Annotated in this window: 16 protein-coding genes and 1 riboswitch; of the genes, 9 read left to right on the top strand and 7 right to left on the bottom strand. The window is 71.7% G+C overall.

Annotation, left to right across the window (positions count from 1 at the left end):
* Positions 1-3: 3 nt before the first annotated feature.
* From BJ975_RS04870 to BJ975_RS04880, 3 genes are all read left to right on the top strand, one after another.
* Positions 4-1,851 carry an Ig-like domain repeat protein gene (locus BJ975_RS04870; protein WP_179424072.1) on the top strand — a complete coding sequence of 616 codons (1,848 nt, stop codon included), beginning with the start codon at positions 4-6 and terminating at the stop codon, positions 1,849-1,851.
* A 74-nt stretch (positions 1,852-1,925) separates the two neighbouring features.
* Positions 1,926-2,780: a phosphate ABC transporter ATP-binding protein gene (locus tag BJ975_RS04875; protein ID WP_218845737.1), complete on the top strand. Its 855-nt coding sequence runs from the start codon at positions 1,926-1,928 to the stop codon at positions 2,778-2,780.
* Entirely contained in the window at positions 2,777-3,532 is a 756-nt protein-coding gene (locus BJ975_RS04880) for a lytic transglycosylase domain-containing protein (RefSeq protein WP_218845738.1), read from the top strand. The genes BJ975_RS04875 and BJ975_RS04880 overlap by 4 nt, the downstream gene beginning before the upstream one ends.
* Before the next feature lie 9 nt (positions 3,533-3,541).
* On the opposite strand, the gene BJ975_RS04885 is transcribed toward BJ975_RS04880, so the two are convergent.
* Positions 3,542-4,849: a condensation domain-containing protein gene (locus tag BJ975_RS04885; RefSeq protein WP_179424073.1), complete on the bottom strand. Its 1,308-nt coding sequence runs from the start codon at positions 4,847-4,849 to the stop codon at positions 3,542-3,544.
* Positions 4,850-4,896: 47 nt separating this feature from the next.
* On the opposite strand from BJ975_RS04885, the gene BJ975_RS04890 reads away from it, so the two are divergent.
* Positions 4,897-5,679, top strand: a complete 783-nt coding sequence (locus tag BJ975_RS04890) for an alpha/beta fold hydrolase (RefSeq protein WP_179424074.1) — start codon at positions 4,897-4,899, stop codon at positions 5,677-5,679.
* Positions 5,680-5,844: 165 nt separating this feature from the next.
* Here BJ975_RS04890 and qcrB read toward each other — a convergent pair whose 3' ends face one another.
* The 4 genes from qcrB to ctaE form a co-directional block, all read right to left on the bottom strand.
* Complete coding sequence (gene qcrB / locus BJ975_RS04895) at positions 5,845-7,551, bottom strand: cytochrome bc1 complex cytochrome b subunit (protein WP_179424075.1); 1,707 nt, start codon at positions 7,549-7,551, stop codon at positions 5,845-5,847.
* Positions 7,548-8,639 carry a cytochrome bc1 complex Rieske iron-sulfur subunit gene (qcrA, locus tag BJ975_RS04900; RefSeq protein WP_179424076.1) on the bottom strand — a complete coding sequence of 364 codons (1,092 nt, stop codon included), beginning with the start codon at positions 8,637-8,639 and terminating at the stop codon, positions 7,548-7,550. The genes qcrB and qcrA overlap by 4 nt, the downstream gene beginning before the upstream one ends.
* Complete coding sequence (qcrC, locus tag BJ975_RS04905; protein ID WP_179424077.1) at positions 8,636-9,475, bottom strand: cytochrome bc1 complex diheme cytochrome c subunit; 840 nt, start codon at positions 9,473-9,475, stop codon at positions 8,636-8,638. Before qcrC ends, qcrA begins: the two co-directional genes overlap by 4 nt.
* A gap of 153 nt (positions 9,476-9,628) precedes the next feature.
* Positions 9,629-10,234, bottom strand: coding sequence for an aa3-type cytochrome oxidase subunit III (ctaE, locus tag BJ975_RS04910; RefSeq protein WP_078700705.1), 606 nt, complete (start codon positions 10,232-10,234; stop codon positions 9,629-9,631).
* A 24-nt stretch (positions 10,235-10,258) separates the two neighbouring features.
* Here ctaE and BJ975_RS16670 point away from each other — a divergent pair, with 24 nt between their 5' ends.
* The 3 genes from BJ975_RS16670 to BJ975_RS04920 are packed head-to-tail and all read left to right on the top strand — an operon-like array spanning position 10,259 to position 12,418.
* Complete coding sequence (locus BJ975_RS16670) at positions 10,259-10,672, top strand: hypothetical protein (protein ID WP_269302656.1); 414 nt, start codon at positions 10,259-10,261, stop codon at positions 10,670-10,672.
* Positions 10,669-11,721 carry an anthranilate phosphoribosyltransferase gene (trpD, locus tag BJ975_RS04915; RefSeq protein ID WP_223303362.1) on the top strand — a complete coding sequence of 351 codons (1,053 nt, stop codon included), beginning with the start codon at positions 10,669-10,671 and terminating at the stop codon, positions 11,719-11,721. The genes BJ975_RS16670 and trpD overlap by 4 nt, the downstream gene beginning before the upstream one ends.
* 34 nt (positions 11,722-11,755) lie before the next feature.
* The gene (locus BJ975_RS04920; RefSeq protein WP_179424079.1) at positions 11,756-12,418 is read left to right on the top strand and encodes a GOLPH3/VPS74 family protein; all 663 of its coding nucleotides are present in this window, start codon (positions 11,756-11,758) and stop codon (positions 12,416-12,418) included.
* A gap of 146 nt (positions 12,419-12,564) precedes the next feature.
* On the opposite strand, the gene BJ975_RS04925 is transcribed toward BJ975_RS04920, so the two are convergent.
* Together BJ975_RS04925 and BJ975_RS04930 are read right to left on the bottom strand one after the other, a co-directional pair.
* Positions 12,565-12,843 (bottom strand): Lrp/AsnC family transcriptional regulator, encoded by a 279-nt coding sequence (locus BJ975_RS04925; protein WP_179424080.1) that lies wholly within the window; start codon positions 12,841-12,843, stop codon positions 12,565-12,567.
* A gap of 21 nt (positions 12,844-12,864) precedes the next feature.
* Complete coding sequence (locus BJ975_RS04930; protein WP_179424081.1) at positions 12,865-14,583, bottom strand: DEDD exonuclease domain-containing protein; 1,719 nt, start codon at positions 14,581-14,583, stop codon at positions 12,865-12,867.
* 89 nt (positions 14,584-14,672) lie between these two features.
* On the opposite strand from BJ975_RS04930, the gene BJ975_RS04935 reads away from it, so the two are divergent.
* Both BJ975_RS04935 and BJ975_RS17085 read left to right on the top strand, forming a co-directional pair.
* Positions 14,673-14,909 (top strand): hypothetical protein, encoded by a 237-nt coding sequence (locus tag BJ975_RS04935; protein WP_179424082.1) that lies wholly within the window; start codon positions 14,673-14,675, stop codon positions 14,907-14,909.
* Positions 14,910-14,951: 42 nt separating this feature from the next.
* A riboswitch (cyclic di-AMP (ydaO/yuaA leader) is annotated at positions 14,952-15,099 on the top strand.
* Between the two features lie 10 nt (positions 15,100-15,109).
* Positions 15,110-16,066: a C40 family peptidase gene (locus BJ975_RS17085; RefSeq protein ID WP_218845739.1), complete on the top strand. Its 957-nt coding sequence runs from the start codon at positions 15,110-15,112 to the stop codon at positions 16,064-16,066.
* Positions 16,067-16,079: the final 13 nt, after the last annotated feature.

Genomic DNA, 16,079 nt, shown 5'->3' on the forward strand with positions numbered 1-16,079 from the left:
CCGATGAAGCGAAACCGTGTATCGGCCATCACGGCCGGTGCGGCCCTCGTGGTCGGCTCGACGCTGACCCTCATGTCGCCCGCCGTCGCGGCCGACGTGAACCCCTTCGATCCGACCTTCGTCCCGAACACCACCGACGACCTGGTCGGTGTCGGCTCGGACACGACCCAGATCGTCACCCACGACCTGGCCGTCGCCTACAACGCCGGCCGCGCCTCGGGCCGCCTCGCGTCGTTCGCGGCTGACGGCACGCCCGCCACGGTCACACTGCGCAGCGGCCTCGCCGCCATCACCCGCCCGAACGGCTCGGGCGCGGGCAAGAAGCTCCTCTACGCGCCGGACAACAACGCGAACGTCTCGTTCGCCCGGTCGTCGTCGACCCTGAGCCCGGCCGAGATCACCGGCGGCCTCAAGCAGGCGGCCTTCGCCGTGGACGGCCTCCAGATGGCCGTGAGCGCCTCCGCCACGAACGCGCCGGCGGACCTCACGATCGACCAGATCCTCAAGATCTACAAGGGCGAGGTCACGAACTGGAGCCAGGTCGGCGGCAGGCCGGGCACGATCAAGGCGCTCATCCCGCAGTCGGGGTCGGGCACGCTCAGCTTCTTCACCTCGCAGCTGACCGCGGCGAACGGCGGCATCCCGTTCACGCCGGTCGCGACCTCCACGCAGGAGCACAGCGACGCCGACGTGAAGGGCGATCCCAACGCCATCGCGCCGTTCTCCAGCGCCCGCACCACGATCACCTCCACGGTCGCCGCGCTCGGTGGCTGGAAGGCGACCCGCGCGGTGTACAACGTCGTGCGCACCGCCGATCTCGCGAACGCGACCGTGGGCGCGCGCCTCACCAACGTCTTCGGCGAGGACGGCTGGATCTGCGGACCCGACGGCCGTGCCGTGATCGAGAAGGCGGGCTTCGAGCAGCTGGCCTCGACGGAGGACGGCGGCGCCTGCGGCCAGTTCGTCACCGACCCGGTCTCCAACCTCAAGACCTCCGACCAGGCCGACGCCGTCGTCACCACCACGACGCTCGCGGCCTCGGCGCCGGGTCAGCGCACCGTGGGCCTGCGCGCGACGGTCGGCACGGGTGGCGGCGCGCCCGCGGCCGGCAAGGTCGAGTTCCGTGAGGGCGACGCCCTCGTCGGCACCGCGTTCACGTCCGGCGGGGTCGCATCCCTGACGCTCACCGGCGTCTCGGTCGGCACGCACCAGTACACGGCCTCCTTCGTGCCGACGCGCGTGAACGACTTCGCCCCGTCGCAGTCCACGGTCCAGCAGGTCGTCGTCAAGACGCCCGCCGCCGTGAGCGTCACCGGCGTCTCTGCGCCGTACGGCAAGGCCAAGACGGTCACCGTGAAGGCGACCGTCGGTGGCGCCGCGGCCACCGGCACCGTCCGCGTCGCGGTCGGCGGCGGAGCGGCCCGGGCGTACACGCTGTCGCGCGGCACGGCCACCGTGTCGGTCGCAGCCGCCACGCCGGCCGGCAGCCTGCGCGTCACCGCCTCGCTGCCCGGATCGGCCTCGGTCGACGCCGCCAGCGGCTCGGCCACCCTCCGGATCGCCAAGGCGAAGGGCGCCGTGACCGCGAAGCTCGTGAAGGCGAAGGTCAAGGCCTCGCAGCGCGGCGTGCTGCGCGTGGCGGTCAAGCCTGCCGGCGTCCCGGTCACCGGCAAGGTCACGGTGAAGGTCGGCTCGAAGGTCGTCGGCCGTGGCGTCGTCCGCAACGGCAAGGTCACCGTGAAGCTGGCGAAGCTGAAGAAGGGGACGCACCGCCTGGTCGTCGCCTACGGCGGCAACGGCAACGTCACGGGCGCCAAGGCCAAGGTCCTGAAGATCAAGGTCACCCGCTAACAGCCCCTCACCGAGGCCGGGGCGGCGCTCCCACCAGCCCGTCCCGGCCCTCGGCACCCATCGAAGGAACTCCCTTGAGCGTCACCACCGACACCTCGGTCATCCCCCTCGCCGAGACCGAGACCACCGTCGTCCCGGCCGTCGACGGCCCCACGCCGGCCGGTCTCCACGCCGTCGGCGTCTCGGCCTGGTTCGGCCGGCACCACGTCCTCGACCGCGTCTCCCTGGACATGCCGGCGGGTCACGTCACCGCCCTGATCGGTCCGTCGGGCTGCGGGAAGTCCACCTTCCTGCGCACCTTGAACCGCATGCACGAGCTCGTCGACGGTGCCCAGTTCGCCGGCGAGGTCCGCCTCGACGGCGCCGACGTCTACGACCCGCGCCGCAAGCTCATGGACGTCCGCCGCAGCATCGGCATGGTCTTCCAGAAGCCCAACCCGTTCCCGGCGATGTCGATCCGGGACAACGTGCTGGCCGGTCTGAGGCTCACGGGCACCCGCGCGAGCCGCTCGACGCGCGACGAGCTCGTCGAGTCCTGCCTGCGCCGCGGCGGCCTGTGGAACGAGGTGAAGGACCGCCTCGACGCCCCCGGCGGTGGTCTGTCCGGCGGCCAGCAGCAGCGCCTGTGCATCGCCCGCTCGCTCGCGATCCGTCCACGCGTCCTGCTGATGGACGAGCCCTGCTCCGCCCTCGACCCGACCTCCACCCGGGTCATCGAGGAGACGATGGTCGAGCTCGCCAAGGAGGTCACGATCGTGATCGTCACGCACAACATGCAGCAGGCCGCGCGCGTGTCGGACCAGTGCGCGTTCTTCCTCGCCGCCCAGGGCACGCCGGGCGTCATCGTCGAGCACGGCGACACGGCGTCGATGTTCGGCTCGCCGCAGGACCAGCGCACGCACGACTACGTCAACGGCCGCTTCGGATGAGGCGCGCCGCCCGGCTGCGGCTGGCCGTCACGGTCGTCGTGGCCGTGGCGGGCGCGTCCGCGGTGGCGGTCGTCGCCGCGGCGGCCCTGACCGGGGGAGTGGGGACGCTCGCCATCGCGGACGACCGGGTGCAGGACCTCTCGGCGGAGGTCGTGGAGCCGGCACCGTTCCCTGTCGCCGGTTCGTCCCGATCCTCCGGCGTCGACCCGGACTGGGTGCTGAGGAGCGCCGAGCGCACGGACATCCCCGCGGTCGCCGTGCGCGCCTACGCCGATGCCGCCCTCACCCTCGCGTCCGAGCAGCCTGCGTGCCACGTGGGCTGGACGACGCTCGCCGGCATCGCCACCGTGGAGTCCGACCACGGGCGCCACGGCGGGGGAGACGTCGACGAGCACGGCCGCACCAGCGTCCCGATCGTCGGGCCCGCGCTCGACGGCTCCCCGGGACTCGCGGCCATCCCCGCCGACGCGGCCTCGACCGCCCGGCACGGCGACCCGGTCTGGGACCACGCGGTCGGGCCCTTCCAGTTCATCGGCTCCACGTGGGAGCGCTGGGGCACCGACGGGGACGGCGACGGGATCGAGGACCCGCACGACCTCGACGACGCCGCCCTGGCCGCTGCCCGCTACCTCTGCGCCTCGGGTGAGGACCTGCGCACGGGCCCCGGGTGGAGCCGGGCGATCCACTCCTACAACCACTCCGACGAGTACGTCCTCGCCGTCCTGGCGGCCGCGGAGTCGGTGGCGCGCTGAGGCCCGGGCTCAGGCCTGCACGTCCGTCAGGTCGGCGGCCAGGTCTCGCATCCGCGCGACCAGTGCGTCCAGCCACGTGCCGACGCTGGCGCGGGCGACGTGGGTGTCGGGGTAGCGGCAGCGCAGGTGGACGCCCGAGTCGTCGATGATGAACCACAGCATCACGCCGTGCGTGCGGATGGCGGCGCCGACGTACTGGGCGTCCAGGCCGGCCGCGTCGATCCGTACCGGCAGCCTGCGCAGGTCGAGCCACGACACCGCGAACATGCCGGGCTGCTCGGGCATGCCGCCCCACGGCGCCATGAGGTCGGCGAGGGGCCACGAGCCGAGCCGGATCGCCTGCTTGACGGCGGCGGAGCACGCGCGCGGGTCGGTGTCGGCGGACTCGAGCACCGAGTTCGTGATGAACCAGCCCACCGAGTCGTGCCAGCGGTCCTGGTGGCGGCTGTGCACGGGGAACACGGTGCGCAGGGGAGTGCCGGCCAGCTCGAGCGTGATCGCGGTCATCGCCGACACCGCGAGTGCCAGCGTGGACACGCGCTCGGCCGACGCGCGCGCCGAGAAGTCGGCCAGCTCGCGCAGGTCGAGGACGTCGCGGATCACGACGCGCTCGGGCTGGGGGGTGGGGTCGCCCAGGGGGAGCGGGAAGCGGGGCATGGCGCCGCCCCCGGCCTCGATCACGTGGTCCCAGCGCTCGCGGATCTCGTCGGGCGCCGGGGGACGCTGCGCGAGCTCGACGGTGTGCTCGGCGAAGGTCGGCACGGCAGGCAGCGCGGGCGACTCGCCCTCGCCGATCCGCCCGAGCGCCGCCAGCAGGTCGCGCGCGATGACGAGCAACGACCACATGTCCACGTGGGCGTGGTCGGCCGCGATCACCAGGGTCGGGCCGTCGGCGGTCTCGATCACGCAGAACCGGTGGGACGGCCGTGCGTACGGCCGGCAGGTCGCGTCGAGGACGTCGCGCAGCGCGTCGTTCATGGCCTGACCCGGCAGGACCTCGTGCTCGGTCCACCTCCCGGCCTCGACGGTCACCTCGTGCAGGGCGGGCGTCCCGTCGTCGTCCGGCACGAAGACCGAGCGCAGCGTGCCGTGCGCCTGGACGACGGCGCACCACGCCGCCGCCAGGTCGTCGCGCGGCACGGGGGAGGGCAGGCGCATCGCGAGCGCCATCCACGAGCCGGGACGGTCGCCGAAGCTCACGTGGCGGGCCTGGTCGAACGACACGGGCAGCCGGGCGCCCGGCTCGGACACGATCGGGTCGTGACTCAGCAGGGGCCCGAAGGGGAGGCGCAGGTGCGCGACGTGCGTCAGTCGCATGCCAGTAACCTATTGCCCTCGCCGCCATCACGACTCAGGAGCAGCCCGTGCACCGTTTCTCCGTGCCGGACGCCGAGCTCGCCTGGGCGTTCAGCGACGAGTCCGGTCACCCCGTCGTGCAGCTGCACGGCCTGACCTCCAGCCGTTCGCGTGACCGCCTGCTCGACCTCGACCTCGGTCGCGGACTGTCCGACACGCGCCTGCTGCGCTACGACGCGCGCGGCCACGGGCACTCGAGCGGCCGACCCGTGCCCGAGGACTACCGCTGGGCGAACCTCGCGGACGACCTGCTGCGACTGCTCGACTTCTGGTTCCCCGACGAGGCCGTGCACGGGGTGGGCCCGTCGATGGGCACCGCCACGCTGCTGCATGCCGCCGTGCGCGAGCCCGATCGCTTCAGCGGCTTCACCCTGCTGCTGCCTCCCACGGCGTGGGCCACCCGTACGGCGCGCGCCGACGACTACCGGCGGCTGGCCGACCTCGTCGAGACCGAGGGGGTCGAGCCGTTCCTCGCGCTCGACCGGGTGGCGCCCAAGCCGCCGGCCACCCTCGGGCATCCCGACACCGTCCCTCACGTGCGCGGCGAGCTGCTGCCTTCGGTGCTGCGTGGCGCCGCGCTCAGCGACCTGCCTGCTCCCGAGCTCCTGGAGCGGATCGACCTGCCGACCACGGTGCTCGCGTGGATCGACGACCCGGCCCACCCCCTCTCCACGGCCGAGGCCCTCGTCGACCTCCTGCCGCAGGCGGTCCTGCAGGTCGCCCACACGCCCGAGGACGTCCGGCGCTGGCCCGGTGTGCTCGCCGCCGACATCGCGCGCCACACCGCCTGAGTCCGCACACGCGTCCCACCGAGCGAGGTTTCCCGTCACCTTGCGGGGGAAGTTCTCCCCGCAAGGTGACGGATTCCCCGGTGAACAGGGGAATCCTCGACCCTCCCCGCCCACAGCACGAGGGCCCCGACCGAAGCGGTCGGGGCCCTCGTGGGTGAAGTGCGATCAGTGGACGCGCGGGACGCCGGTCTCGGAGACGCCCTGGAAGTCGTCGCCGAGCTCCACCGGGTGCTCGCCGCCGCCGGCCAGGTGCTCGGCCGCGTGGTCCATGTCGTGACGGGTCGGCTTGTCCACCGAGCCGTCGTAGTAGAAGCGGCGCAGCTTGGCGCGGAGCGACTGCTTGCGGTACTTCGGGTTCCGCACGCCGTACGCGTCCTGCTGGTGCACTTCCTCGATCTCGGGCAGACGCTCGCGCGACGACGTGAGCTGGTAAGCGGACGAGTCCGGCAGCGGGGCGTGACGCTCCGCGTACCCACCGTCGGGGGAGCGGTCGATGACGCCCGTCTCCCAGCCGTGGGTCAGCGTCTCGTTGTCCTTGCGCTGCAGCGAGATGCAGATGCGCTTCGTGACGATGAACGCGATCACCGGGAACACGAAGATGCCGATGCGCAGGACCCACGTGATGGCGAAGATGTCCAGGCCGAACTTCAGCGCGATGATGTCGTTGCCGCCGGCGATCCAGCCGCAGGCGTAGGCGGTCATCGCGGCCACGCCGAGCGCGGTGCGGACCGGGGCGTTGCGCGGACGCTCGAGCAGGTGGTGCTCACGCTGGTCGCCGGTGATCCAGCGCTCGATGAACGGCCACAGGGCGAGCGACGTGAACAGGATGCCCAGGCCACCGACGCCGGGGAGGAAGACGCTCCACGTCCACGTGCGGTTGAACCACGTGGTCTCCAGCGGCGGCATGAGGCGCACGAGGCCCTCGGACAGACCCATGTACCAGTCGGGCTGCGAGCCGGCCGTGACCTCGGAGGGGTTGTACGGACCGTACGCCCACACCGGGTTGATCTGGATCAGCGCACCCATGAGGGCGGTGAAGCCGAACACGACGAAGAAGAAGCCGCCGGCCTTGGCCATGTACACCGGGAGCATGGGGTAGCCCACGACGTTCTCCTGCGTGCGTCCTGCGCCCGGCCACTGCGTGTGCTTGTGGTAGACGAGCAGCAGCATGTGCGCACCGATGAGGCCCAGCAGGATCGCCGGGATGAGCAGGATGTGTGCCATGTAGAGGCGGGGGATGATGATCTCGCCGGGGAACTCGCCGCCGAAGATGAAGAACTCCAGGTAGGAGCCGACGAGCGGGATCGAGCGGATCAGACCGTCGACGAACCGCAGGCCCGTGCCCGACAGCAGGTCGTCGGGGAGCGAGTAGCCCGCGAAGCCCTCGACCATGCCCAGCGCGAGCAGGCCGACGCCGATGAGCCAGTTGATCTCACGCGGCTTGCGGTAGGCGCCCGTGAAGAACACGCGCAGCATGTGGGCCATCATCGCCGCCACGAACAGGGCAGCCGCCCAGTGGTGGATCTGGCGCATCAGCAGGCCGCCGCGGATGTCGAACGAGATGTCGAGCGTGGAGGCGTAGGCCTGCGACATCTCGATGCCGTAGAGCGGCGCGTAGGAGCCGCGGTACTCGACCTCGCCCATGCTGGGGACGAACCACAGCGTGAGGAAGACGCCCGACAGCAGCAGGACGACGAAGCTCCACAGAGCGATCTCGCCGAGCATGAAGGACCAGTGCTCGGGGAAGACCTTGCGCAGGTTCTTCTTGCCTGCGGCGGCCAGACCGAGCCGGTCGTCGAACCAGCCGACCGGGCCGGCCAGCTTCTTGCCGGTCGAGGAGTCCTCGATCCGGGTGAAGGTGCTCTGGCTCATGCGTCATCACCGGACTTCTTGTCGAGGTTCTTCTGATCGCGGGCGAGTTCGGGGTAGCTCGGCGCGACGATCTCGGGGAAGTCGCTGACCGCGATGAGGTAGCCCTCGCCGTCGACCGCGAGCGGCAGCTGCGGCAGCGGGCGGTAGGCGGGGCCGAAGATCACCTTGCCGTTGTCCGCCAGGTCGAAGGTCGACTGGTGGCAGGGGCACAGCAGGTGGTGGGTCTGCTGTTCCCACAGGCTGATGGGGCAGCCGACGTGGGTGCAGATCTTGGAGTAGCACAGGATGCCGTCGACACCCCAGTTCTCGCGCCCCTTCTTGGGGGTGATGTCCTCGGGGCGCATGCGCACGACGATGACCGCGGCCTTGGCCTTGGCGGCCAGCAGGTCGTGACCGTGCAGGACCGGGTGGCCCTCGTCGTCGGTCTCGAAGAAGATCGCGGGCTCGGCGTTGACGAGCTGGCCGACCTCGAGGTCGGACGGCTTGATGGGGGCGCCCGAGACGTCGTTGACGACGCGCATGCCCTTCTTCCACACCGTCTCGTCCTGGCTGTGGGGGAGGGGGCCCAGGTCGCGCAGCAGCACGATCGCGGGCAGGCCCATCGCGCCGACGGCGCCGAGGAGGCTGTTGCGGATCAGGGGACGACGGCCGATGCCGCTCTCCTGGACGCCCGCGTTGAGGTCGGCCAGGACGGCCGCGCGGTCCTCGTCGCTGGAGCGCGCCGGGTGACGGAGCTCGACCATCTCCTGATCGCCCATGAGCTTCTTGGCCCACTGGATGATGCCGATGCCGATCAGCAGCAGGGCGCCGCCGAGTGTCGTGCCGAACGCGAAGTTCTGCGCCGACCAGCCGCCGAAGGCGTTGCCGCTGTTCGGGTCGCCGAACGCGAAGATGCGCGTGTCGGCGTCGACCGTGAAGTACGCGACGCAGAAGCCCAGCAGCAGCAGCGTGGCCACGCCGAACATGCCGGCGATCTGGCGCTCGGTGCGGCGCTCCTGGTCGACGTCGACGTCCTGCGGGCGGTACTGGTGGGGAGCCAGTCCCGGATCGGCGACGGGATCGCCGGTGGGTTCGATGTCCGTGCTCATCGCTTCTTCGACCTCGTTCCGTGCATGCCGATCCAGACCGCGAACGCGGTGAGCCCGCCGATGCCGATGATCCAGACGAACATGCCGTCGACCACGGGGCCCAGGCCGCCGCCACCGATGCCGCCGTCGTTGCCCTGCTGCTGCACGGTCTTGACGTAGGCGATGATGTTGCGCTTGTCCTCGGGGGTCAGCACGTCCTCGGAGAAGACGGGCATCTGCTGCGGGCCGGTGAGCATGGCCTCGTAGATGTGGATGGCGTCGACGCCCTTGAGCGTCGGGGCGTAGCGGCCACTGGGGAGGGCGCCGCCGGCGCCGACCGAGTTGTGGCACGCGGTGCAGTTGGTGCGGAAGAACTCGCCGCCCTCGGAGATGCCCTCCTTGTCGACGCTCTGCCAGTCGAGGTCCTCCTCGGACGGACGCGCGGGTCCGGGGGCGAGGGAGGCGACGTAGGCGGCGATCTGGTCGATCTCGTCCTGCGTGTACTCGATGTGCTTGCGCGGGGCCTGCGGCGCGGTCTGCGCCATCGGCATGCGGCCGGTCTCCATCTGGAAGCCGACGGCGGCCGCGCCGACGCCGATCAGGGAGGGGCCGTAGTTGCCCTTCTCGTCACCGTCGCCGGCGGTCGTGATGCCCTCGGCGTTGAGGCCGTGGCAGCTGGCGCAGCCGACGACGAAGAGCTGGCGGCCCGCCTCGATCTGCGAGACCGAGGAGGCGGACTCGGCGGTGGCCGGTTCCGGCGCGACCGTCGCGTATGCCGCGCCGGTCAGCAAGAGGGCCAGGGCCAGCAGCGCCAGGAGCGCCATGGGGTGCCGGCGGCGTGTCGACAGTTTCCGCACCGAGAGAACCTCGTTCCTGAGAATCTGAGAATCGGGACCGGAGGTGGGGTCGGCGTCGCGACTTCGTCCCATCTCCGAGGGCCCGTGCATTCGCCTCAGACTAGCGAGGCACGAGCTCAGCCTGTGTAGTTAGGTCCGCCTATCCCCGAGGGGTCAGCGGATGATGTAGATGGCCGCGAACAGGGCCACCCAGACGACGTCGACGAAGTGCCAGTAGTAGGACACGACGATCGCGGAGACCGCCTGCTCGTGGGTGAACTTGCGCGCCGCGTAGGTGCGGCCGATGACGAGCAGGAAGGCCAGCAGGCCGCCGATCACGTGCAGGCCGTGGAAGCCGGTGGCGAGGTAGAAGAGGGAGCCGTACGCGGAGCTCTGGATCGTCAGGCCCTCGTGGACCAGCTCGGCGTACTCGGTGGCCTGACCGCCGATGAACACGGCGCCCATGATGAAGCTGATGATGAACCACTTGCGCATGCCGGCCGCGTTGCCCTTGGCCGCGGCGTAGACGCCGAGCTGGCAGGTGACGGACGACAGCACCAGGATCGTGGTGTTGACCGTGGCGAACGGGATGTTCAGGAGCTCGGTCTCCTGGGCCCACAGCTCCGGCGCGACGCTGCGCACCGTGAAGTAGGCCGCGAACAGCGTCGCGAAGAACATCAGCTCACTGGACAGCCACACGATGGTGCCGACCGTCACGTAGGACGGACGGCCCTCGACGCCGTGGAGCCGGGACGCGGGGATCGCAGAAGTAGTTGCCACGCCCTCATTATGTACGATGCCATCGTGAGCCAGCACCAGCCCCTTCGTGTCCTGCTCTACAGCGATGACGTCAAGGTCCGAACGGCCGTCGTCGCAGCGCTGGGCACCAGGCCGCACCCCGATCTGCCGCCGTTGGAATTCGTCGAGTGCGCCACCGAGCCGGTGGTCTGGCAGCAGCTCGACGCCGGGGGCATCGCGCTGGCGATCCTCGACGGCGAGGCCGTCCCGGCCGGCGGCATGGGCATCGCCCGCCAGATGAAGGACGAGCTCTACCAGGGCCCGCCGAGCCTCGTGCTGACCGGTCGCCCGCAGGACGCGTGGCTGGCCACCTGGTCGCGCGCGGACGCGGTGGTCCCGCAGCCGCTCGACCCGTTCCGCCTCGCCGAGTCGGTCATCGCGCTGCTGCGCGGTGCCGCCGTCCCGGCCGCGCGTCCTTGAGCGGCGGCCCCGCGGCGCTGTCCTGGCCGCACGTCCTCACCGAGCTGCTCGCCGGGCACGACCTCGACGCCGACGCCACCGCGTGGGCGATGGGCGAGATCCTCTCCGGTGACGCCAGCGGCGCCCAGATCGCGGGCTTCGCGGTCGCGCTGCGCGCCAAGGGCGAGACGTCCGCCGAGCTGCAGGGCCTGGTCGACGCGATGTACGCCAAGGCCACCACGCTCGACCTCGACGACCGCGTCGTCGACATCGTGGGCACGGGCGGCGACATGGCCAAGACGGTCAACATCTCCTCGATGGCCGCCGTCACCACCGCCGGTGCCGGGGTCGGCGTCGTCAAGCACGGCAACCGCGCGGCCTCCAGCCAGTCGGGCACGGCCGACGTCTTCGAGCGTCTCGGCGTGCGCCTCACGGTGCCGGCCGAGCACGTTCTCGACGTCTACCGCGAGGCCGGCATCACCTTCTGCTTCGCGCCGGTCTTCCACGCCTCGATGCGGTTCGCCGGCCCGGCCCGCCGCGAGCTCGGCGTGCCCACGTTCTTCAACTTCCTCGGCCCGCTGACCAACCCGGCCCGCCCGGCGGCGTCGGCGATCGGCTGCGCCGACCCGCGCATGGCGCCGCTCATGGCCGAGGTGCTGGCGCGTCGTGGCAGCGACGCCCTGGTGTTCCGCGGAGACGACGGCCTCGACGAGATCACGGTGACCACCACCACGCGGTTCTGGCTGCCCGGTCCGGACGGCATCGAGGAGCACGTGCTCGACCCGGCCGACCTCGGCTTCGACCACGCGCCGGCCGATGCGCTGCGCGGCGGTGAGCCCGAGTACAACGCCGACGTGTTCCGCCGGGTGCTCGACGGCGAGACCGGTCCGGTGCGCGACGCGGTCGTGCTCAACGCGGGCGCCGCGATCGCCGCCCACACGGGCTCCGAGGGCCCGCTCGTCGAGCGACTGCGCGCCGGCGTGGCCCGTGCGACCGAGTCGATCGACTCCGGTGCCGCCCGCGCGGCCCTGGCCCGCTGGGTCGAGGCGACCTCGCGCCACGTCGCCTGACACCGGTCGTCCCGGCCGGCGATAGCGTGGCGGCATGAGCATCGCCGGCGACCTCACACTCCTGGCCACCGATCCCGACACCGGCACGTTCCGGCTGGCGAGCTCGAACCCGACCGCCGTGTTCGCCGGTGCGCACCTCATCGACCTCGTGCAGCTGGGTCGCGTGGACACCATCGGAGAGAGGCGTCGCGCGAAGGTGCAGGTGCTCGACCGGACCCCGACGGGCCGACCCGACGTCGACCACGCGCTGTCGCGGCTCAAGGACAGGCCGGTCTCGATCTCCTCGGCCATCTCGCGGATGGGGCACCAAGGGCGTCAGCGGGCCTACGCCGCCCTGGAGCAGGAGCACCGGGTGCGCTCGCGCACCGAGCGGGTGCTGCTGTTCGAGGTCACCCGGCACGACGTCGTGGACACCGAGCGGCGTGACCGGCTCGTGCGCGACGTCCGCGCCGTGCTGGTCGAGGGCGCCGAGCCGGACGCCACCACGGGCCCGCTGGTCTCGCTGCTCGCGGCGGTGAGCCAGCTGCGGCTCGTCGTGGAGCGGTCGGAGCACAGGGCCGCGAAGGCACGCGCCAAGCAGGTCTCGGCGGAGGACTGGGCGAGCGAGGCGGTACGCCGCGCGGTGGCGGGTGCCGAGGCCGCCGTCACGGCGGCGATCATCGGCGCCACGACCGCGGCGGCCGCCGGCGCCTCGTGAGCCTCGGTCCAGGCCACGCGGTGAGTGGTCGACCCTTCCGCGCAGCTCGCGGTGACCTGTCAACGGAATGGGACTGGGGTTCGGTTGCTGGGGCACCGGCGATGAGCGGGAAGGGTTGACAGCTCACCGCCTCACCAGCGGGCGACTCAGTCGAGGCCGATGCTGAACGCGTCCTCGAGGTCGTGCCGGCTGAACGCGCGGAAGGCGATCTGCGTCTGGGTGGACAGCACCCCGGGCACCTTGTTGAGCCGGTCGGCCACGACCGACGCGATCTCGTCGTGGGTGCGCACGCGCACCATCGCGATGAGGTCGTGGTCGCCGGTGACGGAGTAGACCTCGCTGACCCCGGGGATGTCGGCGATCGCTGCGCCGGTCTCGGGGATGGAGGAGACCTCGGCCTGGACGAAGACGATGGCGGTGATCACCGGGTCAGCCTAGCCGCGGTGTCAGGCCAGGCGCGCGACCTCGAGGTCGACGTCGAAGCGGTCGACGTGACGTGCGGCGGCCGGCCATGCCGAGGCCCACGAGCCGCGCACCATGCGCACGCCGGGCGACTCGAGCCAGCGCAGCAGCACCTCGGTCTCCTCGACGAGCGCGGCGGGCATCGGCCGGGGCGCGGGCTCGACGGTCTCGGCGGTGGTGAGCAGCGTGTCGACCCAGCCGGCCGTGGCGCCGCGCGTGGTGGCGACCTGGCGCGGCAGGATCGCCGCGGCGGCGAGCCGGCCGTGGCGGATGACGTGGACCTGCCAGCCGTCGTCGTGTGGTGCCGCCGCGATGACCTCGGGCTCGGAGGCCAGCGAGTCGAGCCGCTGCGTGCGCCGCACGGCGCGGATCAGGCTGGCCGCGCGGTCGCGCAGGACCGCGGCGTCCTCGAAGCGCTGGGACTCGGCCAGGTGCGCCATCCGCTGCTCGAGGTGGGTGACGACCTCGACCGGGTCGGCGGTCATCGCCGTGCGGACGCGCGACACCTCGTACAGGTAGTCGGTGGGCGTGACGGCGCCGTCGCAGGGGGAGAGGCACTGGCCCAGCTCGGCCAGCACGCACGCGGCCCGGCTGGGCTTGATCGGCAGCCGGCCGGAGCACTGGCGGATCCGGAACGCGTCGTGGAGCGTGGCCAGCGCGGCCTCGGCCTGGCGGCGGCTGCGGAACGGGCCGATGTGGGTCGCGGCCCCCTCGGTGACCGAGCGGACGAGCGAGATCCGCGGCCAGGGCTCGTCGGTGAGGCGCAGCCACGACACGCGCTCGGGGAACTTCGACCGCCGGTTGTACGGCGGACGGTGCCGGTCGATGAGGCGCAGCTCGCGCACGCGCGCCTCGGTGTCGGTGGCGCACACGACGGTGTCGACGCGCTCGGCCAGCGCGATCATCTCGCCCATGCGGGTGCGGGTCTCGGCCTTGGTGAAGTACGACCGCACGCGCGTGCGCAGCGAGCGGGAGGTGCCGACGTAGAGCACCTCGTCGCGGGCATCGCGGAAGAGGTAGACGCCCGGGGCGTCGGGCACGCTGTCGGCGAGGTGGCGCTTGCGGCGCTGCTGCGGGGTGACCTTGGACGTGAAGGACGCGACGTCCTCGACCGTGGCCACGTTCCACGTGCCGAGCCGCTCGAACAGGGCGTGCAGGACGTCGACCGTGGCCCGCGCGTCGGTGAGGGCCCGGTGGTCGGGCCGGACGGGGGAGAAGCGCGCCGCGAGCGTGGCGAGCTTGACGTTGGGCACCTCGTCGCGCAGCAGCACGCGCCGCGCGAGGACGGCCGTGTCGACGACGTCGAAGCCGGGCCAGGCGATGTCGAGCTCGCGCGCCGCGTGCTTGAGGAAGCCGGTGTCGAACGGCGCGTTGTGCGCCACGAGCACGCTGCCGTGCGCGAACTCGAGGAAGGAGGGGAGCGCCTCGGCGATCCGGGGCGCCTCGACGACCATCTGGTCGGTGATCCCCGTGAGCACCGTGATGAACGCGGGAATGAGCTGGTCGGGGTTCACCAGCGTCTGGAACTCGCCCAGGATCTCGCCGCCGCGCACCTTCACCGCACCGATCTCGGTGATCTTCGAGCCCTTCGCCGGCGAGCCGCCCGTGGTCTCGAGGTCGACGACGCAGAACGTGGTGTCGTGGAGCGGACGGCCACCCCAGTCGATGCCGGGATCGTCGAAGGCGGGTTGGTGCGGTGCCATGGGTGTGACCGTAGGTCGACGGTCCGACGAATCCGGGTAGGCTGCGCCGCGGACCGAAATTGTCGGATGTCACACCTAGCGTCGCGGCCATGAACGAGATGGAACCCACGGCACCGGTCGTCGTCGACTGCGACAGCTGCCTCGTCCGCTGCCCCGCAGTGTGCGGCGACTGCGTCGTCTCGGTCCTGCTCGGACCGCCCGACGACGTCGCCTTCGACGCCGACGAACGCGCCGCCCTCGACACGCTCGCCGCCACCGGCCTGGTGCCCCCGCTGCGCCTCGTCGTGGGCCTGTCCGATCCCCAGACACACCTCGACGCAGGTTGATCGGCTGGGACGGGCGAACTACTGTTGCGTCTTGTGCCGCCGACGGCGGCACCGCCGAATCGTCCGGCCGCTCGCGGCCGCCGAACCGGGGAACCAAGTACGTGGGGTGAATCGACCGGCCCGCCGGTCGTAGGGCAAGACCGAGGCCCGAATCCGTCAGCTCACCTGGTAGGCGTCGAGGTACAGCAGGAGATTCTTTCGTGCGCTTTCGCACCGCAGCGGCCTCCGTGGCCGCGTCGGCCTTCGTGGCCGGCACGTTCATCGCCGTCTCCCCGGCCAACGCCGATCCCGAGGTGACCGAGGCCGACGTCGAGAAGGCCTTCGACCGCGCCGAGGCCGCCAACGAGACGCTCAACCAGCTGACGGCCGACGCCGAGGACCTGGACGGGCGCATCGACGAGGTCGGCTCCGAGATCCGCACGATCCGCAAGGTCTACCGCGTCCAGCGCGACGAGCTGGGCGCCGACATCGTGCAGCAGCAGCTCGAGCAGCCGCTCGGCCCGACGGTCGGCCTGCTCGGCAGCCAGGACCCCGACCTGTTCATCGAGGGCCTCAGCGCCATCGACGCGCTCAACACCACCCGCGCCGACGCGCTCGAGTCGTTCACGCGCACCCGCGTCGAGCTGGAGAAGCGCCAGGCGCAGCTGGCCGAGCACCAGCGCGAGCTCGACGGCAAGCTGGAGAAGGCCGAGAAGACCAAGAAGAAGCTGACCGAGTCCTACCGGAAGGCCAAGTCCGACTTCGCCCTCCTGTCGGCCGCGCAGCAGTCGCAGATGAACGCCGGCGACGTCACCGCCGTCCGCAACGCCGGTGCCGGTGCGGCCAAGAAGGCCATCGCCTTCGCCATGAACCAGCTCGGCGACCCCTACGTCTACGGTGGCACGGGTCCGGACAGCTGGGACTGCTCGGGCCTCGTGCAGAAGGCCTACGCCGCCGCGGGCGTCTCGCTGCCGCGCGTCGTCGGCCCGCAGATGTCGGCCGGTCGCAAGATCTCGGCCGGTGAGCTGGCGCCCGGCGACCTCGTCGCCTACCCGAGCATGTCGCACATCGGCATCTACCTCGGCGACGGCAAGGTCATCCACGCGCCGCGCCCCGGCAAGAGCGTCGAGATCACCAGCCTCTCGTCCGGCTTCGGCGTCTACGCGCGCGTCTCCTGACCCAGGCTGCACG

Source organism: Aeromicrobium tamlense, assembly GCF_013408555.1.
Classification (GTDB): Bacteria; Actinomycetota; Actinomycetes; order Propionibacteriales; family Nocardioidaceae; genus Aeromicrobium; species Aeromicrobium tamlense.